Source organism: Aliirhizobium wenxiniae, assembly GCF_019511445.1.
GTDB classification, from domain to species: Bacteria; Pseudomonadota; Alphaproteobacteria; order Rhizobiales; family Rhizobiaceae; genus Neorhizobium; species Neorhizobium wenxiniae_A.
Genome location: NZ_JAEUAN010000029.1, coordinates 1 through 21,963 on the forward strand (window position 1 = coordinate 1; position 21,963 = coordinate 21,963).

Annotated in this window: 30 protein-coding genes and 7 pseudogenes; 21 read left to right on the forward strand and 16 right to left on the reverse strand. The window is 57.4% G+C overall.

The window, feature by feature from the left end; genetic code table 11:
• Nucleotides 1-286: pseudogene (locus tag JNB91_RS26440) on the reverse strand (IS110 family transposase); the annotation flags it as partial.
• A gap of 335 nt (nt 287-621) precedes the next feature.
• On the opposite strand from JNB91_RS26440, the gene JNB91_RS26445 reads away from it, so the two are divergent.
• The 7 genes from JNB91_RS26445 (at nt 622) to JNB91_RS26475 (ending at nt 4,836) form a co-directional block, all read left to right on the forward strand.
• Nucleotides 622-1,248: an Ntn hydrolase family protein gene (locus JNB91_RS26445; RefSeq protein ID WP_220328471.1), complete on the forward strand. Its 627-nt coding sequence runs from the start codon at nt 622-624 to the stop codon at nt 1,246-1,248.
• Nucleotides 1,241-1,657, forward strand: coding sequence for a phage holin family protein (locus JNB91_RS26450; protein WP_220328472.1), 417 nt, complete (start codon nt 1,241-1,243; stop codon nt 1,655-1,657). Before JNB91_RS26445 ends, JNB91_RS26450 begins: the two co-directional genes overlap by 8 nt.
• Nucleotides 1,657-2,622, forward strand: coding sequence for a DUF3618 domain-containing protein (locus tag JNB91_RS26455; protein WP_220328473.1), 966 nt, complete (start codon nt 1,657-1,659; stop codon nt 2,620-2,622). Before JNB91_RS26450 ends, JNB91_RS26455 begins: the two co-directional genes overlap by 1 nt.
• Before the next feature lie 206 nt (nt 2,623-2,828).
• A complete protein-coding gene (locus JNB91_RS31760) occupies nt 2,829-3,026 on the forward strand; it encodes an SMP-30/gluconolactonase/LRE family protein (protein ID WP_223218400.1) in 198 nt (65 codons plus the stop codon).
• Between the two features lie 329 nt (nt 3,027-3,355).
• Nucleotides 3,356-3,757, forward strand: a complete 402-nt coding sequence (locus JNB91_RS26465; RefSeq protein WP_220328475.1) for a hypothetical protein — start codon at nt 3,356-3,358, stop codon at nt 3,755-3,757.
• 7 nt (nt 3,758-3,764) lie between these two features.
• Nucleotides 3,765-4,208, forward strand: a complete 444-nt coding sequence (locus JNB91_RS26470) for a DUF421 domain-containing protein (protein ID WP_220328476.1) — start codon at nt 3,765-3,767, stop codon at nt 4,206-4,208.
• 97 nt (nt 4,209-4,305) lie between these two features.
• Complete coding sequence (locus JNB91_RS26475; RefSeq protein WP_220328478.1) at nt 4,306-4,836, forward strand: DUF4142 domain-containing protein; 531 nt, start codon at nt 4,306-4,308, stop codon at nt 4,834-4,836.
• Nucleotides 4,837-5,268: 432 nt separating this feature from the next.
• On the opposite strand, the gene JNB91_RS26480 is transcribed toward JNB91_RS26475, so the two are convergent.
• A complete protein-coding gene (locus JNB91_RS26480) occupies nt 5,269-5,634 on the reverse strand; it encodes a catalase family protein (RefSeq protein ID WP_220328479.1) in 366 nt (121 codons plus the stop codon).
• Between JNB91_RS26480 and JNB91_RS26485 the strand changes: the two genes are divergently transcribed.
• Complete coding sequence (locus JNB91_RS26485) at nt 5,633-5,776, forward strand: hypothetical protein (protein WP_220328480.1); 144 nt, start codon at nt 5,633-5,635, stop codon at nt 5,774-5,776. The genes JNB91_RS26480 and JNB91_RS26485 overlap by 2 nt on opposite strands.
• A 550-nt stretch (nt 5,777-6,326) precedes the next feature.
• Nucleotides 6,327-6,563: a hypothetical protein gene (locus JNB91_RS26490; RefSeq protein ID WP_220328481.1), complete on the forward strand. Its 237-nt coding sequence runs from the start codon at nt 6,327-6,329 to the stop codon at nt 6,561-6,563.
• A gap of 72 nt (nt 6,564-6,635) precedes the next feature.
• Here the strand turns inward: JNB91_RS26490 and budC (JNB91_RS31260) are convergent.
• From budC (JNB91_RS31260) to budC (JNB91_RS26540), 10 genes and pseudogenes are all read right to left on the reverse strand, one after another.
• A pseudogene (gene budC / locus JNB91_RS31260) lies at nt 6,636-7,520 on the reverse strand (meso-2,3-butanediol dehydrogenase).
• On the reverse strand, nt 7,444-7,860 hold the full coding sequence (locus tag JNB91_RS26500) for a GFA family protein (protein ID WP_223218402.1): 417 nt from the start codon (nt 7,858-7,860) through the stop codon (nt 7,444-7,446). Before JNB91_RS26500 ends, budC (JNB91_RS31260) begins: the two are co-directional and overlap by 77 nt.
• Nucleotides 7,847-8,002, reverse strand: coding sequence for a hypothetical protein (locus JNB91_RS26505; protein WP_220328483.1), 156 nt, complete (start codon nt 8,000-8,002; stop codon nt 7,847-7,849). The genes JNB91_RS26500 and JNB91_RS26505 overlap by 14 nt, the downstream gene beginning before the upstream one ends.
• Nucleotides 8,003-8,044: 42 nt before the next feature.
• Complete coding sequence (locus JNB91_RS26510) at nt 8,045-8,188, reverse strand: hypothetical protein (RefSeq protein WP_220328484.1); 144 nt, start codon at nt 8,186-8,188, stop codon at nt 8,045-8,047.
• Nucleotides 8,188-8,944 (reverse strand): annotated as a pseudogene (locus tag JNB91_RS26515) (SDR family NAD(P)-dependent oxidoreductase). Before JNB91_RS26515 ends, JNB91_RS26510 begins: the two are co-directional and overlap by 1 nt.
• 508 nt (nt 8,945-9,452) lie before the next feature.
• A complete protein-coding gene (locus tag JNB91_RS26525; protein WP_220328486.1) occupies nt 9,453-9,620 on the reverse strand; it encodes a hypothetical protein in 168 nt (55 codons plus the stop codon).
• A gap of 398 nt (nt 9,621-10,018) precedes the next feature.
• On the reverse strand, nt 10,019-10,222 hold the full coding sequence (locus tag JNB91_RS26530) for a cold-shock protein (protein WP_220328487.1): 204 nt from the start codon (nt 10,220-10,222) through the stop codon (nt 10,019-10,021).
• Nucleotides 10,223-10,354: 132 nt separating this feature from the next.
• Nucleotides 10,355-10,597, reverse strand: a complete 243-nt coding sequence (locus JNB91_RS26535) for a hypothetical protein (protein WP_220328488.1) — start codon at nt 10,595-10,597, stop codon at nt 10,355-10,357.
• A gap of 9 nt (nt 10,598-10,606) precedes the next feature.
• Nucleotides 10,607-10,717: an SDR family oxidoreductase gene (locus tag JNB91_RS31765; RefSeq protein ID WP_430736368.1), complete on the reverse strand. Its 111-nt coding sequence runs from the start codon at nt 10,715-10,717 to the stop codon at nt 10,607-10,609.
• Nucleotides 10,683-11,369 (reverse strand): meso-2,3-butanediol dehydrogenase, encoded by a 687-nt coding sequence (gene budC, locus JNB91_RS26540; RefSeq protein WP_262928029.1) that lies wholly within the window; start codon nt 11,367-11,369, stop codon nt 10,683-10,685. Before budC (JNB91_RS26540) ends, JNB91_RS31765 begins: the two co-directional genes overlap by 35 nt.
• A gap of 197 nt (nt 11,370-11,566) precedes the next feature.
• Between budC (JNB91_RS26540) and JNB91_RS26545 the strand changes: the two genes are divergently transcribed.
• From JNB91_RS26545 to JNB91_RS26560, 4 genes are all read left to right on the forward strand, one after another.
• Nucleotides 11,567-11,863: a PRC-barrel domain-containing protein gene (locus tag JNB91_RS26545; protein WP_220328489.1), complete on the forward strand. Its 297-nt coding sequence runs from the start codon at nt 11,567-11,569 to the stop codon at nt 11,861-11,863.
• 75 nt (nt 11,864-11,938) lie between these two features.
• Nucleotides 11,939-12,817 carry an SDR family oxidoreductase gene (locus tag JNB91_RS26550; protein ID WP_220328491.1) on the forward strand — a complete coding sequence of 293 codons (879 nt, stop codon included), beginning with the start codon at nt 11,939-11,941 and terminating at the stop codon, nt 12,815-12,817.
• Nucleotides 12,818-12,843: 26 nt separating this feature from the next.
• Nucleotides 12,844-13,479, forward strand: coding sequence for a glutathione S-transferase family protein (locus tag JNB91_RS26555; protein WP_220328551.1), 636 nt, complete (start codon nt 12,844-12,846; stop codon nt 13,477-13,479).
• Nucleotides 13,480-13,495: 16 nt separating this feature from the next.
• Nucleotides 13,496-14,110 (forward strand): flavodoxin family protein, encoded by a 615-nt coding sequence (locus JNB91_RS26560; protein ID WP_220328552.1) that lies wholly within the window; start codon nt 13,496-13,498, stop codon nt 14,108-14,110.
• 6 nt (nt 14,111-14,116) lie between these two features.
• On the opposite strand, the pseudogene JNB91_RS26565 reads toward JNB91_RS26560, so the two are convergent.
• Nucleotides 14,117-14,644, reverse strand: a pseudogene (locus tag JNB91_RS26565) (glutathione synthase); the annotation flags it as partial.
• Between the two features lie 656 nt (nt 14,645-15,300).
• Here JNB91_RS26565 and JNB91_RS26570 point away from each other — a divergent pair.
• The 7 genes and pseudogenes from JNB91_RS26570 to JNB91_RS31775 form a co-directional block, all read left to right on the forward strand.
• Nucleotides 15,301-15,579: a hypothetical protein gene (locus JNB91_RS26570; RefSeq protein WP_220328492.1), complete on the forward strand. Its 279-nt coding sequence runs from the start codon at nt 15,301-15,303 to the stop codon at nt 15,577-15,579.
• 10 nt (nt 15,580-15,589) lie between these two features.
• On the forward strand, nt 15,590-15,772 hold the full coding sequence (locus tag JNB91_RS26575) for a hypothetical protein (protein WP_220328493.1): 183 nt from the start codon (nt 15,590-15,592) through the stop codon (nt 15,770-15,772).
• 38 nt (nt 15,773-15,810) lie between these two features.
• Entirely contained in the window at nt 15,811-16,857 is a 1,047-nt protein-coding gene (locus JNB91_RS26580) for an HWE histidine kinase domain-containing protein (RefSeq protein ID WP_220328494.1), read from the forward strand.
• 2 nt (nt 16,858-16,859) lie between these two features.
• Nucleotides 16,860-17,246: a response regulator gene (locus tag JNB91_RS26585; RefSeq protein WP_220328495.1), complete on the forward strand. Its 387-nt coding sequence runs from the start codon at nt 16,860-16,862 to the stop codon at nt 17,244-17,246.
• Between the two features lie 113 nt (nt 17,247-17,359).
• On the forward strand, nt 17,360-17,770 hold the full coding sequence (locus tag JNB91_RS30940; protein WP_346269399.1) for a PAS domain-containing protein: 411 nt from the start codon (nt 17,360-17,362) through the stop codon (nt 17,768-17,770).
• A pseudogene (locus JNB91_RS31770) lies at nt 17,679-18,515 on the forward strand (PAS domain-containing protein); the annotation flags it as partial. The gene JNB91_RS30940 and the pseudogene JNB91_RS31770, both read left to right, overlap by 92 nt.
• A 417-nt stretch (nt 18,516-18,932) precedes the next feature.
• Nucleotides 18,933-20,218 (forward strand): annotated as a pseudogene (locus JNB91_RS31775) (hybrid sensor histidine kinase/response regulator); the annotation flags it as partial.
• Here the strand turns inward: JNB91_RS31775 and JNB91_RS26600 are convergent.
• The 3 genes and pseudogenes from JNB91_RS26600 to JNB91_RS31780 all read right to left on the reverse strand — a co-directional run.
• Nucleotides 20,202-20,761 (reverse strand): annotated as a pseudogene (locus tag JNB91_RS26600) (transposase domain-containing protein); the annotation flags it as partial. The pseudogenes JNB91_RS31775 and JNB91_RS26600 overlap by 17 nt on opposite strands.
• Nucleotides 20,762-20,833: 72 nt before the next feature.
• Nucleotides 20,834-21,181: an IS66 family insertion sequence element accessory protein TnpB gene (gene tnpB / locus JNB91_RS26605; protein ID WP_220328496.1), complete on the reverse strand. Its 348-nt coding sequence runs from the start codon at nt 21,179-21,181 to the stop codon at nt 20,834-20,836.
• Between the two features lie 130 nt (nt 21,182-21,311).
• On the reverse strand, nt 21,312-21,476 hold the full coding sequence (locus JNB91_RS31780; RefSeq protein ID WP_430736370.1) for a hypothetical protein: 165 nt from the start codon (nt 21,474-21,476) through the stop codon (nt 21,312-21,314).
• Here JNB91_RS31780 and JNB91_RS26615 point away from each other — a divergent pair.
• A complete protein-coding gene (locus JNB91_RS26615) occupies nt 21,406-21,873 on the forward strand; it encodes a hypothetical protein (RefSeq protein ID WP_262928030.1) in 468 nt (155 codons plus the stop codon). The genes JNB91_RS31780 and JNB91_RS26615 overlap by 71 nt on opposite strands.
• The last annotated feature ends 90 nt before the right edge of the window (nt 21,874-21,963 follow it).

Here is a 21,963-nt window from a genome sequence, read left to right on the forward strand (position 1 = left end):
CATTGGCATCAGTCTTGTTGAGGGTTTCATTCAGAACCTTTTGCGCATGACGTGCTTCAATGCAGATCGCGGGAATTCTTTCGGCGTTCAGCGCATGATAGAACCATGTCGACAGTGGACCTGTCTCGAAGACGACTAGCTTTGCGTGCGGAGCATGCTTGCGGATGATTTGCGATATAACTTTCGGATCAGAAGGGCATTTCCCCCGCCAGATACGCTTCCTATTCTCTCGGATCGAAACCGCAGTATCTTTCAGCGAAACATCAAGCCCGATATATTGGTCCATGGTTGCCTCCCATTTGATGCTGGGCCCGGTTCCAATCGTGAGCCCGTATTTCCATCTTACCGGGGGCAACCACCCATGTCAGATATTGCTGAGGCAATGCCTTTGGGGAAACCGACCCGCGATTACCCCATGTTCAAGACCCAAATAAACTTCCGTAAGCTCTCGCCGTCGGCCATCTAAGTCTCAGTTAGGTAAGCCCTCGGTTGAAAAAAGTTCAACGGAAAGTTGTTGGTTCGTTCCCATCTGTCGCGTCCCGGAAAGATGGAACTTTTCGTATTCTCTGCTGTTCGGGCGGCGGTCGACAAACGGCTGAGATTTGCACGGAGGGAAGAACGATGGACGACACAAACAAACATGGTGGCACGGGCGGAGGGCTCGACCCGGTGTCCAGCGTGACTAATGCGCCTCACCTGCCAGAGTCCGACATTTCTAAAAAAAGTGGAGCGACAGCCACCGATATTAAACAAAAGCTTTCGGACGACGTCCAGTCAGCCAAGAGGTTTGCGAAAAACGAACTGTCGGATGTTTCGGAGAAGGCGCAAGCTACAGCCACCGAGCAGAAGAACGTTATCGCAACTAAAATGAACGGGGTGGCGTTCGCGGTCGAAAAGGTAGCCGATGAACTTGAGCAGGGAGAAAACCGAGACATTGGCCGGCTCGCCCGCAGCGTCGGTTCAAGTATGAAAACGTTCTCGAACGACATACAAGATCGCAGCCTCGGCGAAGTTGCCGGGATGGCGGAAGACTTTGGCCGCAGACAGCCTCTTGCCTTTTTGGGGTTGGCCGCGATCGCGGGATTGGCTGCGAGCCGGTTTCTGATAGCCTCTGCCGGCACGACAAATCAGGCAACGGCAAAAGAGCCTTCGAAAACGCCAAGTCTCGAACCGCAGCCTCTTGGCATCACACCGTCTGGTTCGACACCTGCGCGTGTCGCGGGCACGGAGGGTCGCTTCGATGGCTAAGTCGTCAGACGACCGGTCTCTTTCCGAACTTGTGAGCGGCCTTGTCAGTGACATTTCCGGGCTATTTCGCAAGGAAATCACTCTTGCCAAGACTGAAGCTTCCGAAAAAATGGCGCATGCGTTAACCGGCATTGAGACATTTGCTGCTGGTCTCGTCCTGGCGATTTGCGCAGTTGGGGTTCTGCTAGCGGCGCTCGTGAACGGCCTGACGGCCTTTCTCGTTGCTCAAGGCATGAGAGAAACGAATGCAGACGCTCTTTCTTCGGTAGTCGTCGGCGTGGTGGTTGCGCTCATCGCATGGGGCCTGATCATGCGCGGGCTTGGCGCCCTGAGGGGCAACAACTTGAAGTTTGATCGCACCTCCGCCTCTCTCCAGCAGGACGCCAAGATCATAAAGGACAGAACGTGATGGCCTATACATCTGAAAACCAAAGCGCCGCGGATATCGAACGCGAGATTGCCGAGGACCGTCGGCGGATTGAGACCAAGCTCGATGCGATCCAGCAGCGGATGTCGCCTGGTCAGTTGGTCGATGAAGTCATCAACTACGCCAAGTCGTCAGGCGGCGGCGAGTATGCTTCCAATCTTGGTATGGCCGTGAAGAACAATCCCGTGCCGATGGCGCTTGTAGGGATTGGTTTGGCATGGCTCATGGCCGGACCTAAGACCAGCCCATCTTCCTATGTAGCGAGGAAGGAAGAGCACGACTATCCCCTTGCAACAATTCAAGGTGATGTCCGCCGGTCTGGCCCGGTTTCGGGAGACGGGCCGCATCGTTACAGTCATTTCACCGACAGCGCAGGCACCCGGTACAAGGCGCTGACCGACGAGAGCGGCCGCCGTGCCGGTCATTTTATTGATGAGAGTGGCAAAACCTTCCGCGGCTTCGCGGACGCATCCGGCCGGCAGTATCACGATCTTCGCGACGAGGCAGGGAAGCTGTTTGATGAAGCATCCGGCTGGGTCTCCACCACGTGGCGTGATCTTAAGCGATCGGCGGATAGGACCGCCGACGAGATGTCGAGTGCCGGACGTAGTGCGTTGGACACGGGAACGCAGATGAATGATGCTATCCTAAATCATTTCCGGGATCAGCCTTTGGTTGGCGGCGCCCTGGCCTTCGCCGTCGGCGCGGCGATTGGCGCCGCGCTTCCGCACACGAAAGTCGAAGACGAGGCTGTCGGGTCGGTGTCCGATGATGTAAAGTCTCGCCTCTCTCAACAGGCTTCGAACACTATGAATGCGGTTGGAGAGCTCGCCACCAATGTCTATGACACGGCGGTGACGGTAGCCGCGGACGTCCATGATACGGCACGGGATCGCGTGAAAGAAGAAGCTACGAACGCCAAACAGAACGAGCGGCCTTCATCCTGAGAGCACTTGAGCAAAGCGGGAGCGGACATAATCCGCTCCTTTACTCTATGGGTCAAATAACAGAGCTCGGCCGCAGCGGCGACTTTGCAGGCCGCGACCTCAAGAGGCAAGCCACACGGTCAAACCTTGCGTTGGCCTCCGTCGATCGGTCACCCTGGCGACGCACCTTTACTAGCTAAAGTTCCGAAAGGAACTCCGCCGGTTGTTTGCGAGCCCAGAGGTATCAATGGGTATACGACTACTCCAACGATGAAGGCTCCGTGGCGAACATACGCGTGTTTGCCAAGACGTCCAAGGGAAGCCCAGACAGACTGGAAGCCAGTCGTGATGGCAACCTCCATGCCGCGATTTCCGGCGGCTCTCGTGTCGACGTTTTCTCGTCAGATGGTGATCTTGTCGTATAGATCTTGCAGTCCCCATTGTGACAAGTTGCTGCCTTGGCGGACTAGGCCGCAGGACGCTCTTCATCGCGACTGCCTTCCACAATGACCTCCGAAGCGCCGCAAAAGGCTCCCTTGTCCAAGCATGTTTTCGAGTTCACCTGGAAGCGTAAGGATTTAGTGGTCGAAACCAATCCGAAGCTACGGACGTTGATGGACGAAAACGCGAGAAGGGTTAAGCAATGGGTCCCCCCGATCAGCCAACCGTTCGGAAAGATGGTCTACAACTCCATGAGCATCGCAGGTTTCAGGAGCGTTTCTGGACGGTCGAACGGATAGCGTGGTGTGTCTTCGTGCTGATCATCGCCGCCGGCTTGTTGGGCGCCTTTGGCTCCGGCGGTCCGCTCGCCACGAAAGTTACCGTCATAGACAGGGCAATCGTCGAGCACCCCCGCATCGGCCGGTGGGAAGGTACCGACAAGATGATAGTGCGGTTCACGCCCGACCCATCTGCGCAGACCCGCTCTTTATTTCTATCGAATTCCTTTGCTGAAGTCTTTCAGGTTGAGGATATTCAACCATTGCCGGCGCGCACAGTGATCGAGGCAAGCGGTCAGCGATTGTTCTTTGAGAATCCAGGCCATAACGGCGGCTTGGTCACACTGCATCTTCGCGCGCAGTCTGCTGGTTCGGTAAGCTTCATTGTCGGCATCGACGGTGAGCTGGCGTCCCTTTCCAGCTTTATCTTCCCGTGAGGGTGTAATGGAAACTGTCATACGCGGCGCAGCCATCTACTTCATTCTGCTTATAGCGTTGCGCCTATCCGGGCGGCGGACGGTGGCGCAGATGACGCCGTTCGATCTCGTCCTGCTTCTCATCATTGCTGAAACCACCCAGCAAGCTCTGCTTGGTGATGATTTCTCGATTATCAATGCGGCGCTTCTGATCATCGTATTGTTCAGTCTGGATATCGGTCTCTCGTTCATAAAGCAGTGGGCGCCGCGTATCGCGAGGGTCATCGATGGAACGCCAACTGTCCTGATTTCTGACGGCAAGCCGGACCTACGCGCGTTTGCCCGGGCCCGTGTCAGTCTCGAGGACGTACTGACGGCGGCGAGGGTCGAGCAAGGAGTGGAGGAGCTCACCCAGATTAAATCAGCGGTCTTGGAGGCAGATGGTGCCGTGAGCATTATCCCGAAGGATTGACGACCAATTTTCGAGGCCGTGTTACTGTTTTGCCATCCCGAAGCTGGAACTTTCCGTCGGTGCGCCTGTTAGCACCCGGCAAATAAGGGAGATTTTGATGAAAAAGATCGCATTCACCGTCGCTACTCTGATGACAGCCACTGCTGCGTTTGCACAGTCGGCAACCGAGTCCACAGGCGTCAATTCTGCGTTGGGCGTCGCTCCAAAAACTGAGGACTTCGTCATGCAGGCATCTGCCAGTGATGTCTTTGAGATCGAGTCCAGCAAGCTCGCCATGCAAAAGGGTGACGAGGCCGTCAAGAAATTTGCGACTCAGATGATTGCCGACCACGAGAAGACATCGACAGAACTGACTGCGCTGCTTAACAGCGGAAAGGTTCAAGGCAAGGCTGAGACCACCCTTATCGATGACCACAAGGAAAACGTTGACGAGCTTGCCAAACTGCAGGGCGCTGACTTCAACGAGGAATATATCGACGACCAGGTCGAAGCGCACGAAGATGCTGTCGATCTCTTCAAGCGCTATGCCGAGGAAGGCGAGAACGCAGATCTCAAGGCATTCGCTGCCAAGCATCTTCCCGCTCTCGAGCATCACTACAAAATGGCTCAGGACATGGATAAGGACTGATCATCGCGTCGATTACAAAGAAAGACGGCATCCCTGCCGCCTTTTTTGTTAAAGGCTTGTCGCCTTTGGCCTTCCATGCATTAACGCCTTCCACTGGCATGGCATCGATGTCCCTGCAGGTCCCAGACGGCCGTCTGGTCCAAAAAAAAATTGTCCGCCTCGTGGCGAATGATGTCGGGATCCGTGGATGTGTCCACGATTGCATCGATGAGTGCCTTGAGATTGTCGGATGCTGGAACTACACCAATCTTGGAGACATACTCGCCATATCGAAGCGGGAGCTGGGTGAAAAAGCTTGTTCCGAGAATATGAGTGTCGGGATTGCCTCCCACCGACTTCAAAGCAGCGCTCTCGATTCCGACGCTCTACAATACTTTTCCTAGCGTTTTCATGATTGTGGAGAGAACTTCCTTGACCATGACGAAGTCCTGGCTAAGCGGATTCCTCCGACCCGGGAAGACGCGCTCCCTCGACACCGAGAATGTTCAGCGCCATGCCGCGGGGCGCTGAGACGCTGCCATGCAGAAGATCGCCGGGCGTCGTCGAAAGCCGGATTACCGCCTCATAACGCTGCGGTTTGGCAGAAATTCCCTGCGCCAGTTCCGGCGGGAGGTTGTCCAGCACTTCGACCGTCGCGCTGATCAGTCCGTGGCTTTTTGCATGAACGGCACGCATCGCTTGACCGGGATCGGCATAGGTCTTTTCTGAGATCGACAGCATCGTTTCGGCAAGATCGCGGGCCGTCGAGTTCTGAATTCGGTCGAATATCCAGTATGGCACCATCCATCTTGAACCCATGGTCAGAGGCAACTTCAAGGGCGCGCTCGGCGTCGCAGACCGGCCCGAAAACGGTCGCGCCTGCCTTATCGAGGATTTTGACAATATCCATCGCGTTGAAATAGTCGTCCTCTACGACGAGATATCTACGACCGGCGAGTAGAGGTGCGCCGTCGCGCCCACTTAAGCGTGATGACAAGAGTTCCTGCCTCGCGAGAGTGTGCATGACAGACTGTAGAGCTTGCTCCAACGGCCTATCAGCCAGGCGACTCGAATCCGTGGTGACAGCCAGAATTGTCCGCTCCACGATCCGCCTGCGCCAGGCCTCATCCAGCGAATAGCGACGGGCCCATTTGTGAAGCAGCCCGTAAGGGCCTGAACGGCTCGCATGCGTGAAGGAGGAAAGGATCCTGTTCCTCCTTATCCGTTCGGCAGGCAAGAGCACGCGGTGACCCTTGGTCGTCACCGCCTACGAGATCGGTTGGTAACGATGGCAAAGAGCATACGCTGATCGAGTGCAGAGTCCACCATGCGCCGCAGCAATAGCATAGATCGATAGTAGGAGATGCTCTGCATGTCGTCGCAATCTACGAACGTTCCCAACAGCAAGCGACCTCATTTGCGAGCTTCGCCCGCGCGTGCAGCTTTCAACCGACACGCCTTGGGAACTGCGCGCGACCCTGGCGGTTATGTCCTCAAACGGGAGACGCGTTATGCAGGACGACAAGGAAAACAGTGGTGTGATGAGCAGTATCCTGACCGAACTTGGTGTCCTTCCTCCCGAAGGAAGTGGACAGGAAGCTATGATGGTAGAACAGCGGGAGATCATCGCGGCCTACCGCGCAGGCCGGATGACAGAAGGGGAGTTTCGGAGACACCTATCTGACGACCCTGAGCTGGCAAATCATCTTGCGCGTATGCACCCCACAGATGGTGGCGAGGCACCGTAACCACGAATTTGGCTCTTTCCCTTGCGCAACCAACTTCGCGTCAAGATGCCTAGCAATGGACCGGATCACGATCTACTGCGGAGGTTGGCCGTTCGAGGCAGAGATTCCGCCGTCTACAGGCAGGTTCACTCCCGTCACAAAGCGGGCATCCTCGCTCGCCAAAAATGCGATGACGGCCGCGACGTCCTCGGGTTCACCTGGCCCCGCAAGTGCGAACCGTTCGCTGAATTTTGCGAGCAGCTTTTCGTCGCCCATCATCTTTTCTGTCATGTCCGTCCGTGTCAGGCTCGGGCAGACGGAATTCACGCGAACGCCATCTTTTCCATGATCTAGAGCCATTGCCCGCGTCAGGTTCACCACGCCGCCTTTGGCAGCGTTGTAAGCAGCCATTGACCAACCGCCACCAGTTCCAGAAACCGACGCGACGTTGACGATAGAGCCGCGAGAGATTTGAGGTGAGGAAGTGCTGCCCGGCTCGCGAAGAAGACCCCATCAAGATAGATCGGTCTTCATAACGTTTTGCCAGTCCTCCGTAGCCAACTCGTCGACGGTTCCCTCGGCATGGACGCCGGCATTATTGATCAGCACGTTGAGATCGCCGAAACGTTCAAGTATCTGTTTGACGAAATTTTTGACGTCTGCCTCGGACGAGACATCCGCTTCGACCACCAGCACGCGATTATGAGGGAAAGCGGATGAGGCGGTTTCGAGCTTGTCGAGATGCCGGCCGACGAAGACGACATTAGCACCCTCATCGAGAAAGCGATGGGCCGTGGCCTTACCAATCCCGGACCCGGCTCCGGTTACTATCACGACTTTTTTGTCGAAGCGCTGTCGTCTCTCGGTCATACGTTCTTCCTTTGGCGTGTAGTAAAGAGCTCTAGAAACGCTCCTGAGTTTCTTGTTCAGGTAGTCCTTGGCCACAATCTGCCCAGGGTAAACGGCTTTCGACACCATAATGTCCTTGTGGCGTGATCCGCTCTGGACGGTCGAGCGAACCAACAGGCAGTCTGATGATACTGTCGTCATCGTAGTGAAGATAAAGCGGGGTGCCGCACCGTGGGCAAAAGCCGCGCGTCGCGATCGGAGATGATCGGTAGGAAGACGGAGCCCGCCCTCTCCACATGAGCGCGGCACGATCGGTTTGGACCAGTACCGCAAACGGGCCTCCTGTCGTCTTCTTGCACATATCGCAATGACAATAGCCGCTATGTGGAGGATCACCCTTAAACTCATAACAGCAGTCGCCGCAGTGGCAGCCACCAGTCCAGACACTGTGCCGATCAGCGGGAAGCATCGGAATTGTCCTTGGCTGCGGCTCCGTCAGCCTCCTTCACCTTCCGTTCTGCTTGCTTGGCCAGTGCCTTGCGTTTTTCGTGAGCCACCTGCGGATCGCTGCGAGCCGCGTCACTGGTTTTATCGGCATTGTTCCTATTCATATGGCTCTCCTTCGAAGATCTAGTAAGCAGCATCCTCGCGTCTCATACGCTCACGGACGCCGCCTTCGACGCCAAGCCCATCGTGCATGGGTGATAGATTGCCCCCTGGTTGTCGGCCGCACTCGAACCCTTGTCGGATTCCTTTTTCGCGATGTTCGCCGACATCCGCTCGGTCAGGTCCGGCATCAGATGATGGGAAATATTTTTGAAGACTTCGCTTTCACTCCAACGGGTTGCTCCTCTTTCGGATCGAGGCAGGCCTTTATGATGGCATCGACGACGATCTGCGGATCGTCCATCATCGCCATTCGAGGCTCGTGGCCAGGATAGTTGGCGGCATGCGACCACCACGGGGTATCGACAGCCCAAGGCATAATGGTGCCAACCCGGATGTCATCTTCGCCTGCCAGGCGAAGCTCCTCATTGAGTGAGCGGCTGAGGCTGAGAACCGCGGCCTTCGTCGCGGCATAGGTATTTTGAAGCGCGATCGGCACCTCACTATCGATCGAGCCGACATTCACGAGCGTGCCATATCCCTGACCTCGGAATTGGCTCAACGCAGTGTGGGCACCGTAGATCAGGCCCTTCAGATTGACGTCGACCAACCTCGCATGATCTTCGATTGGTATATTCCAGAAGAAACCGATCGCGCCGACGCCAACGTTGTTGACCCAGACATCGATCCGGCCGTGCTCGGCGACAGCGGCGTCTGCGATATTCTGGACCTGCACGGGATCGCTAACATCGGCTTCGACCGCGATTGCACTTTCACCATCTGCGATAATGTCGTTGACGATTTCGTCGAGGATGTTTTTCCGTTGCGGCGATGACGACTTTCGCGCCGTTCCGGGCTAGCTGCTCCGCGGCTCCACGGCCGAAACCGCTAGATGCGCCCGCGATGACGACGACGAGATCTTGCAACTTAGTTGGACGAGCTGACATGGATTGCCTCCGTTTCGAGCTGTTCGACAACAAAGCGCTAGTGCGAAAGTTCCCCAACCCGAACCGACCCTCGGGCAGCCCTAGCCGGTCTTAGGTGAGCCAAGAAGCGGCAAGAACCCCGTTGAATGTGGCCGTCTGACCGAAACTAGGTCCTGCAGACCTAACAGGTGCACTACAGAAATTGCTGTGAGCTTGAGTCACTTCATGCTCGAGACCGCGCTTCACTTTGAGATGGACGACCACGTTCGTAAAGAGGAGCCCGAACCTGCGTATCTTTTGACGATTTGACCCTCTCAGATGAGCTTGGGGCATGAACAGCTGGCGCCGGCTTTCTTACGCTGATGGCGTCTGGCGCGCGCGATGGCAGGATCGCAAGATCGCCACAGCGATGTCACGTCGTTTGGACAGCTCCACAAGATCACAGCTCACACTGAGGTGTTTAGAGTTTTCGCTCTTGAGATTGCTTTCGATCGCCGTCGTCACTGCGGTAAAAGCGCTGTTGACCAATTCAACGCCCCGCCGCATCGGGCTCCGGTGGTTTCTGCTGCGGCGTCTCCAAAGGCACGCTCTGGATTTGTGCGGTGTTCATTGCCTGAGTATCAATAGCGGCTGCGCGCAATGGGACGGAGACGAGAACGGCAGCAGCCAATGCTGTGAGCGTGAGATGATTTTCCATGAGCGGGTAAGCGGCCCATCTGCATTTTTGTTCCGCTTCTTCGTATAGTGCAGTCTGGTAACGGTCGACCCAAACGCGTCGCCGGGCCGCAACTGTGGGGGCGCCTATGGCTTGAGCAGTCGGATGAGAAAATCAAACTCGTTCAGACTGCGATGTTGATCTGATCCAATGGTCGCGACCGTCCAATATTCTTTGGCGGACCCGAAGATGTCGGAAACCTGTACAATCTCGGTCTCTTCGCTTCCCCGACTACGAGCCCAATAGTACGACCCGACACGGAGATCCTCATGGTCGATCGTAATCGCTCTTGGCAATGTCCTGTCCCTATCGCTGCCGAAACTTCTTGGCTTGCGCCAAGGTCAAACGGCCCCACCAGATCGCCGGGGCCGCTTCTTCTTTTAGAGAACGATTACGTTCTCGGCCTTTGACTTGCCGGTCTTGCGATCCTGTCCGACGTCGAAGCTCACCTTCTGACCGTCCGTCAGCGAACCACCGAAACCAATAGCCGAGATATGGACGAAGACGTCCGGACCACCATTGTCGGGTGTGATGAACCCGAAGCCTTTGTCCTGTGCAAAAAATTTAACTTTACCGGTTGCCATGATCTCCTCGTCTGTTGATTGCGACCACGCTGGATTACCGATCAATGTTTTGAACATCAAGATCTTCAGCTTCCGCGCTATTCATACTCGGGGAACAGCGTAATGCGCACGGCTACGACCCGACCATGCGCTTCAGCCAAAATCTCCGACCTTGCCAATGCTGAGTATCACAATCGGGTCGCCTTCCTCTCCGACGACGGGATCATTGTCCCGTCGCCAGACCAGCACGCCCGCGTGATCACGTGCCAGCTCTCCGGCCGCCTCGATCGCGGCGGTCTCACCGGCGGCCAGGCGAGGCGGGAACGCCTGCACGGCCTGATCGCGATCATCGTTATTGAAGGCGACGAGATAGAACGATGTATAGGTGCCTGGCATTTTGCTCCCCTATTGCCGCGGCTGTCCATTCGACGCCGACGTCCCACCATCAACGGGAAGGTTCACGCCGGTGACGAAACGGGCGTCATCGGAGGCGAGGAACGCGATTGCTGCGGCCACATCTTCCGGTTTCCCCGGGCACTTCCAGTGCAAAACGCTCATTGAACTTGGCCACCAGCTTGTCGTCTCCCGTCATATCTTCTGTCATGCCGGTCATCGTGAAGCTCGGGCAGACGGCATTCACCCGGACACCGTCCTTACCGTGATCCATCGCCATAGCCCGGGTCAGATTGGTGACGCCGCCCTTCGCCGCATTATAGGCCGCCATTCCCCATTCGCCGCCTGTCCCGGACACAGAGGACACATTAACAATCGAACCGCCTGAGGACTTGAGATGTGGCATGGCCGCGCGCGAGGCAAAGAAGACACCGTCAAGATCGATCGCCATGACCTTGCGCCAATTGTCGGTGGTAAGCGATCCGACATCGCCTTGACCGACGACGCCGGCATTGTTGACGGGCGTATCGATGCGGCCAAATTTTTCGGCTGCAAAATCAATGAGGCCGTCGACGGCCGCCTCATTGGAAATGTCCGCTTCGATGATCAGAATCTGGTCAGCAGGATAGGGTTTCGCGACGTCTTCAAGCTTGGACCTGGTGCGACCGACAAGTGCGACCTTCGCGCCCCCGTCCAGAAACCGCTCGGCGGTCGCCTTACCGATCCCCGATCCCGCTCCGGTGACAACGACAACCTTGTCCACAAATTGCTGCATGAAATGCTCCTTGGGAATTTGACGGCCTCCCGTCGGCACAAACGGGACGATGCGGTCAATGTTCCAAAGTCCTTCAGCGGCGCGATGGCGCATTGCCTTCGACGATTTCCGGTCACCGCGTCGATCGCCCGGTCAGGGAACAATCCGTGTCTGGATCGGTTTGCCAGTCTCCAAGAACCAGAAAAGAGGAAACATTCATGGACCATACCAATCACGTCCGTCTCACGGCAGCCGAACTGACCCCCGCCATCCTTGAGGGCGCCACCATCTACGGGGCCGACGACCATAAGGTCGGCAAGCTGGACCACGTCCATGGCTCCGGCATGGGCAGCCAGGCGATCATTGATGTCGGCGGGTTCTTGGGGATCGGTGCCAAGCCGGTTGCTGTTCCACTGTCCGACCTTGAGTTCATGCGCGACGAGGATGGCGACGTCCATGCTGTCACGACCTGGACGAAGGACCAGCTCAAGGACATGCCTGAGCACAAGCACTGAGATGACAAGAGCCCGGCCTCAGCGCCGGGCTCTTCACTTGGCTACTCGAATGACAATTGCCTCCCGGAGATTGCAATGACCGTCGATCCGACCAGGACCTATCCTAAGCCCCCCTTTGAAAAGCAGACCCAGCCATTCCCGGGCCTTGCTGGCCAGATGAATCCCAAGCCCGATCACGGCGAGACCTCCTATGTCGGATCCGGTCGCCTCACCGGCCGCAAGGCACTGATCACGGGTGGCGATTCCGGCATGGGCCGGGCTGCCGCGATCGCTTACGCCCGTGAGGGGGCTGATGTCGCAATCAACTACCTTCCTGACGAGGAGGCCGACGCGCAGGAAGTCATTGCTTTGATTGAGAAGGAAGGCCGCAAAGGCTTGGCGCTTCCCGGTGATCTTCGCGACGAGACCTTCTGTGAGACACTCATCGAGGACACCGTCGTAGCGCTGGGCGGCATCGATACGCTTATCAACAATGCCGGTCGTCAGCAGCAGGCGCAGTCGATCACCGATATCAGCTCGGAAGACTTCGACGCGACGATGAAAACGAACATCTACGCGATGTTCTGGCTCACGAAAGCGGCGCTCAAACACATGAAGCCGGGATCCGTCATCATTCAGACCACATCCGAGCAAGCCTATGATCCTTCGGCCAATCTTGTCGATTACGCGATCACCAAGGCCGCCGGCATGAGCTTCACCAAGTCGATGGCCAAGCAGCTCGGAGCGAAGGGCATCCGAGTGAACGGGGTCGCGCCAGGGCCGATCTGGACGCCGCTCCAGGTTTCGGGTGGCGCGACGATGGAGAAGCTTCAAGGTTTCGGCGGCGACACGCCGATGGGTCGCCCTGGCCAGCCGGCGGAACTCGCCTCCATTTACGTGCAACTCGCCGATCCCAAGGCAAGCTATGCCAACGGGCAAGTCTATGGCGCGGCAGGTGGCGGCGGTCAGCCGTGATCGTCCACCAGTGGGAGGCTGCCCCAGTGCTCGTTGTTCATCACCTCAATAATAGCCGATCCCAGCGCATACTCTGGATGCTGGAAGAACTCGGTTTCGACTACGAGATCCGGCGATATGAGAGAAATGCCGATATGTCAGCCCCAGAGGAGGTGAAGCAGATACATCCGCTCGGCAAATCTCCGATCGTTCAGGATGCCAGTGATGGAGGAACAATCACACTGGTCGAAACCGGTGCGATTTGCGAATACCTCGTGGCAAAGGCGGAGGGTCGATTGGGACCGCCACAGGATCTTGAGGGCACACTTCGATACCGTCAGTTTCTGCACTATGCGGAAGGGTCGGTTATGCCGGTTTTGTTCGCCGTTCTCGTTGCCTCAAAGATCCCGTTGTTCGGAAAGCTGGCCGCGAAGAAGATCAGGCCCATGCTGGATGTGCATCTGGACTTTGTCGAAAGCCAGTTGCGGTCTCGACCGTGGTTTGCCGGCGACGACATAAGCGCGGCCGATGTCATGATGAGTTTTCCACTTGAAGCGGCTTCGAAACGCGAAGGGTTAGACCAAAGGCGCCCGGCGACGATGGCATGGCTTCAGAGAATTCACGCGCGCCCCGCCTACCGGACTGCCCTCGAGCGGGGCGGCGCCTATGCGTATTCAAGATGATGAGGTGGAGATCGTTATGGCCCTGAAAGCGGTAGCTTTGAACGGAACGCTTAAGTCGTCTGACGGTGAGCCGTCTTCGACAGATCGCATGCTTGCTCTTATAGCCGAAGGCATGCAGGGTTATGGCGTCGAGACGACCCTGTTTCGCTTGGCAGACCATAATATCTTGCCGGGCGTCACTTCCGACGAAGGAGAGGGCGATGCATGGCCCGCCATCCGAGCAGCAGTCCTCGATGCTGACATCCTGGTAATGGGCACACCTATCTGGATGGGGCAAACGTCGTCGGTGACCAAACGCGCGCTCGAGCGAATGGACGCCTTTCTGGAAGAGACTGACGAACAGGGCCGGATGGTGTCTTACGGGCGCGTCGCAGCAGTCGCGGTGGTCGGCAACGAAGACGGTGCCCACAATGTATCGGCTGAGGTCTACCAGGCCTTAAACGATGTCGGCTTCACGATCCCGGCCAACGCGGTCGCCTACTGGGTCGGTGAAGCCATGGGCAGCACCAACTTCGTGGATCTTGAATCAGTGCCTGACGTCGTGAGCAAAACCGTCGACATGCTCGTCCGCAACACCGTCCATTTGGCAGGATTGCTTAAGGCATCCCAGTATCCAGGTGAGGAGGCATGATGGCGATGACGCTTGCAGCGGCTTGAGGATGGCACCCTGTTTCTGCTCGTCGATAGAGGCGCGGATCTCCTCGATTTTCGAGATAAGGGTCGTTGGGCGCACCGCCTCGGGAAAGCCCTGGAAATAGAGCTTGTTCTGCGCGGGGGCCAGCCCGTCAGGGTCATTGAGCGTCAGCACGCCCCGCTCGGCCGCCAGTCTGCCCAAAAGAATGCCGGCATGGGCTGCCCAGGGCCGCTCATCGGCATCCTGCGAGGGGTCATTTCGCAAAAACAGGACGTCTATGTCCTCGATCGGGATTGTCTGGATCTCGGCCTCTTCCCCCTGCAAAGCCGCTATGAATGCATCAGGCCTCCTCGTCTTTCCCTTTTTCACGGTGGTCGCTCGCACCATCAGGCTGTCGTCGGGCCGCAGCACGAAATCGCCTGGCGTCAGGTAACATACGTCATGGCCGCGGGCGATTGCGGCGAGCGCAAGGGCTGTCGTCGTGTAGAACGCGGTCTCATCGGCGATCGAGTTCACAAAAAAAATCCGCATCATGGCTCCTGTCGTTGAATCATGTCGAGCGGACGCATGCCGTCTCTGGCGCGTGCCAGCCGGGAGCGACCTTCGTCGGTTTCGAGAAAAAGGGGACGAACCGCTGACAGGCGCAGCAGGCCGCGATCCGCCAGCTCCTGCATCACACCGAAATGGGAGGCACCTATCTTGGCCCCCGTCTATCGGCAACCCGGCAGCGACCAGATCTATCCGGAACTGCACGACCAATTAGTGTCGGTCCTGTTCGACGCGGGTCTGCGAGCCATCGCCTCATGAATCGCGGTTGCGATAATAGGCGACATGCCACGTTCGATGGCCCACAGCGCTGTAGGGGCAACTGGTGGCGTGATCAAAGTTTTCGGCGAGAACCCCCGTTCGAGCTCGACTTCTGTTGTCGACGCAGTTTTGAAGTGATCGACAGACCTTGCGGATTGCATAGCGAGTTCTCCAGTGTGACTGGAGAACGCGCGCGCCAATTGTTTGTTACGAACGATAGTCAGAATTTGATCACCGAAGCGAATTAGTGGCAGTCCAACCATATATCGCCATCGTCGGTAGTTTGGTTCCCTTCAAAGCCTAAGGGGGTATTCCGGTTATGGTCCCGTGCATCTTTTTTAGCGGCTAACCGTTACTCCCTTAAACACAAGGAGTGACGAATGCCCCCGCAGAGCAAGACCACGGCCAACGAAGCCGCCATGAAGGAGGTGCGACGGTTACGCACCGAGGTCGCTGACCTCCAGGAAAAGCTGGCGGAGATCCACAGCCGGTCCGATGTCGACGTCGCTGCCAGAGACCCGCATCCGTGGCTTCGGATTGCGGCGACCGTCGGCGTGACGTTCGTGCTCGGCAAGCTAATCCAGGCCCTGAGGCTCCCAACCGCCACCGCCGTCGCGATCCCGATGATCAGCAACGAAGTCAACCGCCGCTTCCTGTGAGGAGAGAACCATGCCCGACAAATCGGAACCCGCGAAATCCGTAGAGGCTGAAAAGGCTGCTGAGAGTAGGATGTCCAAGGAAGAGAAGCTAGACGAAGGCCGCAAGCAACCCTTTCCGGCCAGCGATCCCGTTTCCGTTTCCACCCCGATAAGGCCAGCCGGGTCGTACGATACTGACAGGGGCGTCAACTGACGCTTCCCCTTTCCGACCCCCGGAGTTCCGATCTGCGTATGCCTCATCACAGAACAACGCCGTCGCTTGACGCTCTCCTCGAATGGTCGCTTCAGCACCAGATCGCGGCGTTCCACCGCTTTATGATCGTGACCGCCACTGTCATGGCCGTCGGCGTCTTCCGAACCCTGTTCATCACAGGCCTGCTTCCCTGGCTCTTCTTCATCCCGTTCATTGTGCTGTTCGGTCTCGTATTCGGACGAGGTGCTGGAATTTACGCGAGTGTCCTTTCTACTATCGTCGCAGCCTTCACCATTGGCAGCCTCGAAAACGATCTGTGGATGTCAGGACCCCAATGGGCTGGAAGCATCCTGTTTCTCGTCGTCACTGCGGCACTCGCGTGGCTTTCGGCGGAGCTGCGGTCGGCTTTCGCAAGATATCGCAGGCTCGCGGCCCAACACGCCGAAACCAACGAATTCCTCAAACAGGCCGAAGCCCAGCAGCTTCTTTTGAATGACGAACTCAGCCACCGGCTGAAGAACGTCCTTGCTGTTGTCCAGTCCATCGTGTCGCAGACGCTTCGCCAGTCGCCCGATCTCGCTTTAGCGAATACCGCTCTGTCTGCGCGGTTGGTCGCGCTCGGTGATGCCACGACGGTGCTGACCGCGAATTCTTGGGCATCGGCCGACATGATGGCGATGATCACTAAAGTGCTCGGCCCGCACGGCGAGATCGGCAACCGCATCAGGGTAGATGGGCCGCCTCTCACGCTGAACCCCCGCGGCGCGCTGGCATTCGCTCTCGCCTTACACGAGCTGGCGACTAATGCGGCCAAATACGGCGCTCTGTCGAATGCGACCGGTCACGTCGAACTGACATGGACTATCAAAAGCGGCCATCAGGGAGAGCCACGGCTGAGACTTCTCTGGCAGGAGATTGGCGGCCCACCCGTCATGCCGCCGACAAGACGCGGATTTGGCTCGACGATGATCGAGCGGTCCCTGAAGTCGTATTTCCGTGGGGAAGCTAAACTGGATTACCGACCCGAAGGTCTACGATTCGAGATCGAATGCGAACTGGAAGCCGCCGGCATGGCGGAAGGCTGAGTATGGGACAGGCAACACCGATCAACACGCACGCTATACTTCTCGTCGAGGACGAGATCCTCATACGGATTGAACTGGCCGATTTTTTCGCCGATGCCGGTTATCAAGTCTTCGAGGCGCGGGACGCCGACGAGGCTATCGGCATCCTGGAAAGAGAAAAAATGATCCGCATCGTCCTCACCGACATACAGTTGCCGGGGTCAATGGATGGGTTGAAACTCGCACATTATATCCGCGACAGGTATCCGCCGACTGTCCTCCTGCTGACATCTGGGGGCGTGCATATCGAAGACGCTTCGTTGCCCGCGAGCAGCCAGTTCATTGCAAAGCCCTTCGATCCGACACGCATTCTGCGCCAGATCGAACTGATGACACGCCCTAGCGCGTAGCTATCTGCGCCAAATGTGGGCCTCGCTCAGAAAGGTGAAGGTATCGGTCGTAACTTGCTGATGTTGTCTGATGACTCTACGAAGGTTTGCGGCAATAGCGGGAGGAGAGACGAGTGAACACATCTGACGACCAAACCCGAAGCGTCGCCGAAAGTCTCGGCGCGGCCCAAGCGGCTGGTGGCATCGGTACTTTCGTCATCGATATCAAAACCGACATGGTTTCGGCGACACCGGAATTTTCGAAACTCTACGGCCTCGATCATGTTGCCAGTCGCCCAGCGACCGACTTCGAGGCAGTGGTTCTTGCCGATGATGAGCCGTTCGTTTCCCATCCCGAGAATCGTGCAGCCGGGGATGCCGCAACGGAGGTAGAGTACAGAATCCGCAAGGCGGATACTGGTGAGGTCAGATGGATTGCCCGGAAGGCCGAATTTGAGCGAGACACAGACGGCAAGCCAATGCGCTTCAGCGGGGGTTGCACGCGACGTCACCGCCAGAAGGGCATCAGAGAACAATCTACGTAAGGCTCAGCAGACACTAGCGCTGGCGCTGGAGGCAACTGGGGTTGGGACCTTTGACTACGACCTCGTGAACGACGTTCTTGAGTGGGATGACAGATGCCGTGAATTGTTCGGTCTTCCGCCGGACGCGGACGTATCCTACGAAACCTTTCTGACTGGGTTGCATCCCGAGGACCGAACGGAAATCGAAGCCGCCGTGAACGCCGCAATCAGAGTCGATGGCGACGGTGAGTACGACGTTGCCTATCGGACAGTCGGCATTGTCGATGGCGCGGTTCGATGGATCGCTGCCAAGGGGCGCACCTTCTTCCAGGGCGGGAAAGCGGTCCGCTTGATCGGCACTGTGCGCGACGTGACAAAAGCCCATCAGGAAGAGCGGATCCACCGCGAGACGGAAGAACGTTACAGGCTGGCGAGCCGCGCGACCAATGACGCAATCTGGGACTGGGATTTCTCATCGAACCACGTGCTCTGGAACGATGCGCTGACGGCCGCCTATGGCCATCCGCTCGACAGCGTCGAGCCGACAGGCGAGTGGTGGATCGATCATATCCATCCGGACGACCACAGCAGGATCGATCAGTCTATTCATGCGGCCATTGATGGCACGGAAGTCGACTGGTCCGATGGATATCGGTTTTGTCGTCAGGACGGAACCTACGCGCCGGTACTGGATCGCGGTTACATCATCAGGGATGAGCAGGGTAAGCCGCTGCGCATGATCGGTGCGATGCTCGACCTGACGCAGGTTAGGGATGCAGCGGTGGCGCTGCGCGAGAGCGAGCTGCGCTACCGCAGCCTGTTTTCGTCACTCGATGAAGGGCTCTGCATCATCGAGTTCCTCGACGGGCCAAATGGTCCGCTGAGCGATTATGTTCACGTCGAGTACAATGAAGCCTACAAACGGCACTCGGGCGTATCCGGTTTAATTGGCAAAACGGTACGGGAGGTATTTCCCACTGAGGCTGACAAATGGGTCGAACATTACCGGCCAGTCCTGGAGACCGGCGAGCCTCGACGATTAGAAATGCCGTTCGATGAGACCGACAAGATTCTCAGTGTCGGTGCGTTCCGTGTAGAGCCGCCCACGCGTCGCCAGATCGCCGTCGTTTGTCAGGATATCACTGCTCGTCGAAAAGCCGAACAGGCCCTGCAGGAAATCAACGAGACGCTTGAGCGTCGTGTGGCGGAGCGCACCGCTGACCGCGACCGCATGTGGAGGCTCTCCACTGACATCATGCTGGTCGCCGACTTTGATGCAAAAATCACGGCCGTCAATCCGGCTTGGCAATCCGTGTTCGGCTGGGAGGAGGGTGATCTCGTTGGTCGCTCCTTCATGGATCTCATCCATCCGGACGACAAGGCATCAACGCTCGCTGAAGTGGCCAAGCTCGGCCAGGGCGTAACGACGTTTTCCTTTGAGAACCGCTATCAGACGCGCGGCGGTGACTATCGGACGATTTCCTGGACAGCCGTTCCCGACGAGGCCTTCATTCACGCGGTCGGCCGAGACGTAACCGACGACCGCAAAGCGGCCTTGGCTCTGAAAACTACGGAAGCAGCGCTTCAGCAAGCGCAGAAGATGGAGGCGATCGGAAATTTGACGGGTGGCGTCGCCCACGATTTCAACAACCTGCTTCAGGTTGTCGCGGGCAAGCTGCAACTGCTGGCGAAAGACGTGGCAGGAAACGGTCAGGCCGAACGCCGTATCTCAAATGCACTCGCCGGCGTCGATCGAGGATCCCAACTCGCCTCCCAGCTGCTTGCTTTCGGGCGTCGCCAGGTACTGGATCCGCGGGTACTGAACATCGGCCGGCTTGTACGCGGCATGGACGAGATGTTGCGCAGGACGATCGGCGAAGGCGTCGAGGTTGAAACGATCGTCTCCGGGGGCTTGTGGAACACATTGGTCGATCCGATGCAGATCGAGAACGCGGTCCTCAATCTGGCAATCAACGCCCGCGACGCGATGGATGGCTTTGGAAAGCTGACTATTGAAGTCGGTAATGCCTATCTTGATGACAGCTATACAAGACTTCACCAAGAGGTAGAGCCCGGTCAATACATCGCCCTGTCGGTCACGGATACCGGCACTGGCATGTCGCCTGACCTGATGGATAAAGTCTTCGAGCCATTTTTTTCCACCAAGCCGGAAGGGAAGGGACGGGCCTCGGTCTCTCCATGGTCTACGGCTTCGTCAAGCAGACCGGCGGCCATGTAAAGATCTATAGCGAAGTCGGGCAAGGCACGACGATCAGAATGTATCTACCGCGGTCGACAGGTCAGGAGGACTTGGAAGTCGTGACAATGGACGGTCCCGTCGAGGGTGGGCCTGAGACGATTCTGGTGGCCGAGGACGACGAAGGTGTTCGAGCCACTGTCGTCGAAAAGCTTCAGAAATTGGGCTATCGCGTCCTCAAGGCTCCGGATGCCGCAGCCCCGGTCCGGGTTTGCCGCGCTCGATCGGCAAGGTCGGCATCTCGCCGGCCACTGTCGTATCGCATTCCCTGCAGATCATGCGCTTCTCCACATGCCGGACAATCTTGACCGACGCCGGCACGTGCTCCAGCACCTGCATCACTCTGTCGGCCGCCTTCAGGAACGAAGTGCCACCGCAGGTCGGGCAATTGCAGGGAGCCGCATAGACCAGTTCTTCGGTGGTGAGATCATCGGGTAGAGGCTTGCGCTTCGGCTTCTCGGATGCGTCGTCCAACTCCGGCAGAGGAGGTTTCCCGGAGCGTAGTTCAGCTTCGGCACGAGAGGCCTCAATCTCCTTCAGCATCAGCTCGAACTGCTCGATCTTCCGGTCGATCTTTTCCGAAGACGCGCCATGTTGCCGATGTCGAAGAAGTTCCAGTTGCGCGCGAAGAAGCCCGATTATGGAGCTCGCTTGATGACCTCGGCTTCCTGGCTTTCAAGCTTCGCCGCCTGTTCCGCGACGAGAGCGCGCAAAGCAGTGAGCTCGTCCTGACTGTCCAGCAGCGCTGTTTCCATACCCGCGAAGCTAGCCGATTTGCCACTAACGCACCAGCGTTAAGCCTCGGATGTCCCTACAAAATATGGCTTTTATCCCGTTCGGCCGGGAGCGGACGTCCACGCCGGGCGTCGCCAATCAATCCCCTCAACGAGCATGGAAAGCTGCGCCTGCGTCAGGTGCGCTACACCCTCTTTCGCCGTCGGCCATGGAAAGTACCCGCGCTCCAAAATCTTGTAGAATAAGCAGAACCCTTGGCCGTCCCACCAGAGGAGTTTGATCTGGTCAGCGCGCTTTCCGCGGAAGCCAAAGATCGCGCCCGAGCCCGGCGCCTCCTTCACGACTGTTTCGACCAGTGCCGACAGGCCGTCGATGCCACGCCGCATATCGGTCACTCCGCAGGCCAGGTAGACCCGCACATTCCCCGATGGCCCGATCATGCCGCCTCCACGCAAGCGCCGAGCAGGCCAAGCAGTTTCAACTCAACGTCAACCGGAACCTTCAAGCTCCGACCGTTTCGAAGCAAGATCTCGACGATCACCGGCCTCGTTGCTGCGGTAGACGGCTGGCTTACGCCAACTTCCTCGGTGATTTCCACCGGGAGGAACACTGTTGGCCGATCGGCATAGCTGAATGATTGCCGCCACAAGCGGATCTGGCCCGGATGAATGTCATTCCGGCGGCCACATCCCCGATGCGAGCACCGGGCTCATCAGCCTCCGCAAGTATCCTCAGCTTCGCCTCGTCCGACCAACGCCGTCTGCGCTCGGTACCGGACATGATCTCTATGCGAGCCATGAAACCTCTTTGTTCTGGTATTAATGTCAGCACTAATGCTGGTTCTAATGCCAGAACATCGCCTGATTTGCCCGATCAGCAAAAACAGCTCACCGGACGCTCACGTCCTTCATCCGATCTGAAAGAGACCAATCACACAGGCTTTCCATACGTTCGCTCGCGAAGTCGGTTTGCGCGCATTAGGCTGAACGGCACGATCTATCGCAAAATCGTCCTTGCTGAACTCGAAACAAGCCTGTTTGCCTGGAAGCGAAACATCGCTGAAATCATGGCGATGCTTGAAATTCCGGATGAACAAGTCGACACCCTTTGGGTATGGGCTTCAACCATCTGACTCTGAACTTCCCTCACGATTGGGCGGCTTCCAAGAGGCTTAAGAGAATGTCGTTCCGCTTCATTGATTTCGGAACTTCTTCGAGAAGGC

Coding starts and splice junctions, on each gene's coding strand:
- JNB91_RS26445 (WP_220328471.1), top strand. CDS start 622: ATGGACGACACAAACAAACATGGTGGCACGGGCGGAGGGCTCGACCCG.
- JNB91_RS26450 (WP_220328472.1), top strand. CDS start 1,241: ATGGCTAAGTCGTCAGACGACCGGTCTCTTTCCGAACTTGTGAGCGGC.
- JNB91_RS26455 (WP_220328473.1), top strand. CDS start 1,657: ATGGCCTATACATCTGAAAACCAAAGCGCCGCGGATATCGAACGCGAG.
- JNB91_RS26470 (WP_220328476.1), top strand. CDS start 3,765: ATGGAAACTGTCATACGCGGCGCAGCCATCTACTTCATTCTGCTTATA.
- JNB91_RS26475 (WP_220328478.1), top strand. CDS start 4,306: ATGAAAAAGATCGCATTCACCGTCGCTACTCTGATGACAGCCACTGCT.
- JNB91_RS26485 (WP_220328480.1), top strand. CDS start 5,633: ATGGTCAGAGGCAACTTCAAGGGCGCGCTCGGCGTCGCAGACCGGCCC.
- JNB91_RS26480 (WP_220328479.1), bottom strand. CDS start 5,634: ATGGGTTCAAGATGGATGGTGCCATACTGGATATTCGACCGAATTCAG.
- JNB91_RS26490 (WP_220328481.1), top strand. CDS start 6,327: ATGCAGGACGACAAGGAAAACAGTGGTGTGATGAGCAGTATCCTGACC.
- JNB91_RS26500 (WP_223218402.1), bottom strand. CDS start 7,860: ATGCTTCCCGCTGATCGGCACAGTGTCTGGACTGGTGGCTGCCACTGC.
- JNB91_RS26505 (WP_220328483.1), bottom strand. CDS start 8,002: ATGAATAGGAACAATGCCGATAAAACCAGTGACGCGGCTCGCAGCGAT.
- JNB91_RS26510 (WP_220328484.1), bottom strand. CDS start 8,188: ATGCCGGACCTGACCGAGCGGATGTCGGCGAACATCGCGAAAAAGGAA.
- JNB91_RS26525 (WP_220328486.1), bottom strand. CDS start 9,620: ATGGAAAATCATCTCACGCTCACAGCATTGGCTGCTGCCGTTCTCGTC.
- JNB91_RS26530 (WP_220328487.1), bottom strand. CDS start 10,222: ATGGCAACCGGTAAAGTTAAATTTTTTGCACAGGACAAAGGCTTCGGG.
- JNB91_RS26535 (WP_220328488.1), bottom strand. CDS start 10,597: ATGCCAGGCACCTATACATCGTTCTATCTCGTCGCCTTCAATAACGAT.
- budC (WP_262928029.1), bottom strand. CDS start 11,369: ATGCAGCAATTTGTGGACAAGGTTGTCGTTGTCACCGGAGCGGGATCG.
- JNB91_RS26545 (WP_220328489.1), top strand. CDS start 11,567: ATGGACCATACCAATCACGTCCGTCTCACGGCAGCCGAACTGACCCCC.
- JNB91_RS26550 (WP_220328491.1), top strand. CDS start 11,939: ATGACCGTCGATCCGACCAGGACCTATCCTAAGCCCCCCTTTGAAAAG.
- JNB91_RS26560 (WP_220328552.1), top strand. CDS start 13,496: ATGGCCCTGAAAGCGGTAGCTTTGAACGGAACGCTTAAGTCGTCTGAC.
- JNB91_RS26570 (WP_220328492.1), top strand. CDS start 15,301: ATGCCCCCGCAGAGCAAGACCACGGCCAACGAAGCCGCCATGAAGGAG.
- JNB91_RS26575 (WP_220328493.1), top strand. CDS start 15,590: ATGCCCGACAAATCGGAACCCGCGAAATCCGTAGAGGCTGAAAAGGCT.
- JNB91_RS26580 (WP_220328494.1), top strand. CDS start 15,811: ATGCCTCATCACAGAACAACGCCGTCGCTTGACGCTCTCCTCGAATGG.
- JNB91_RS26585 (WP_220328495.1), top strand. CDS start 16,860: ATGGGACAGGCAACACCGATCAACACGCACGCTATACTTCTCGTCGAG.
- tnpB (WP_220328496.1), bottom strand. CDS start 21,181: ATGATCGGGCCATCGGGGAATGTGCGGGTCTACCTGGCCTGCGGAGTG.
- JNB91_RS26615 (WP_262928030.1), top strand. CDS start 21,406: ATGAATGTCATTCCGGCGGCCACATCCCCGATGCGAGCACCGGGCTCA.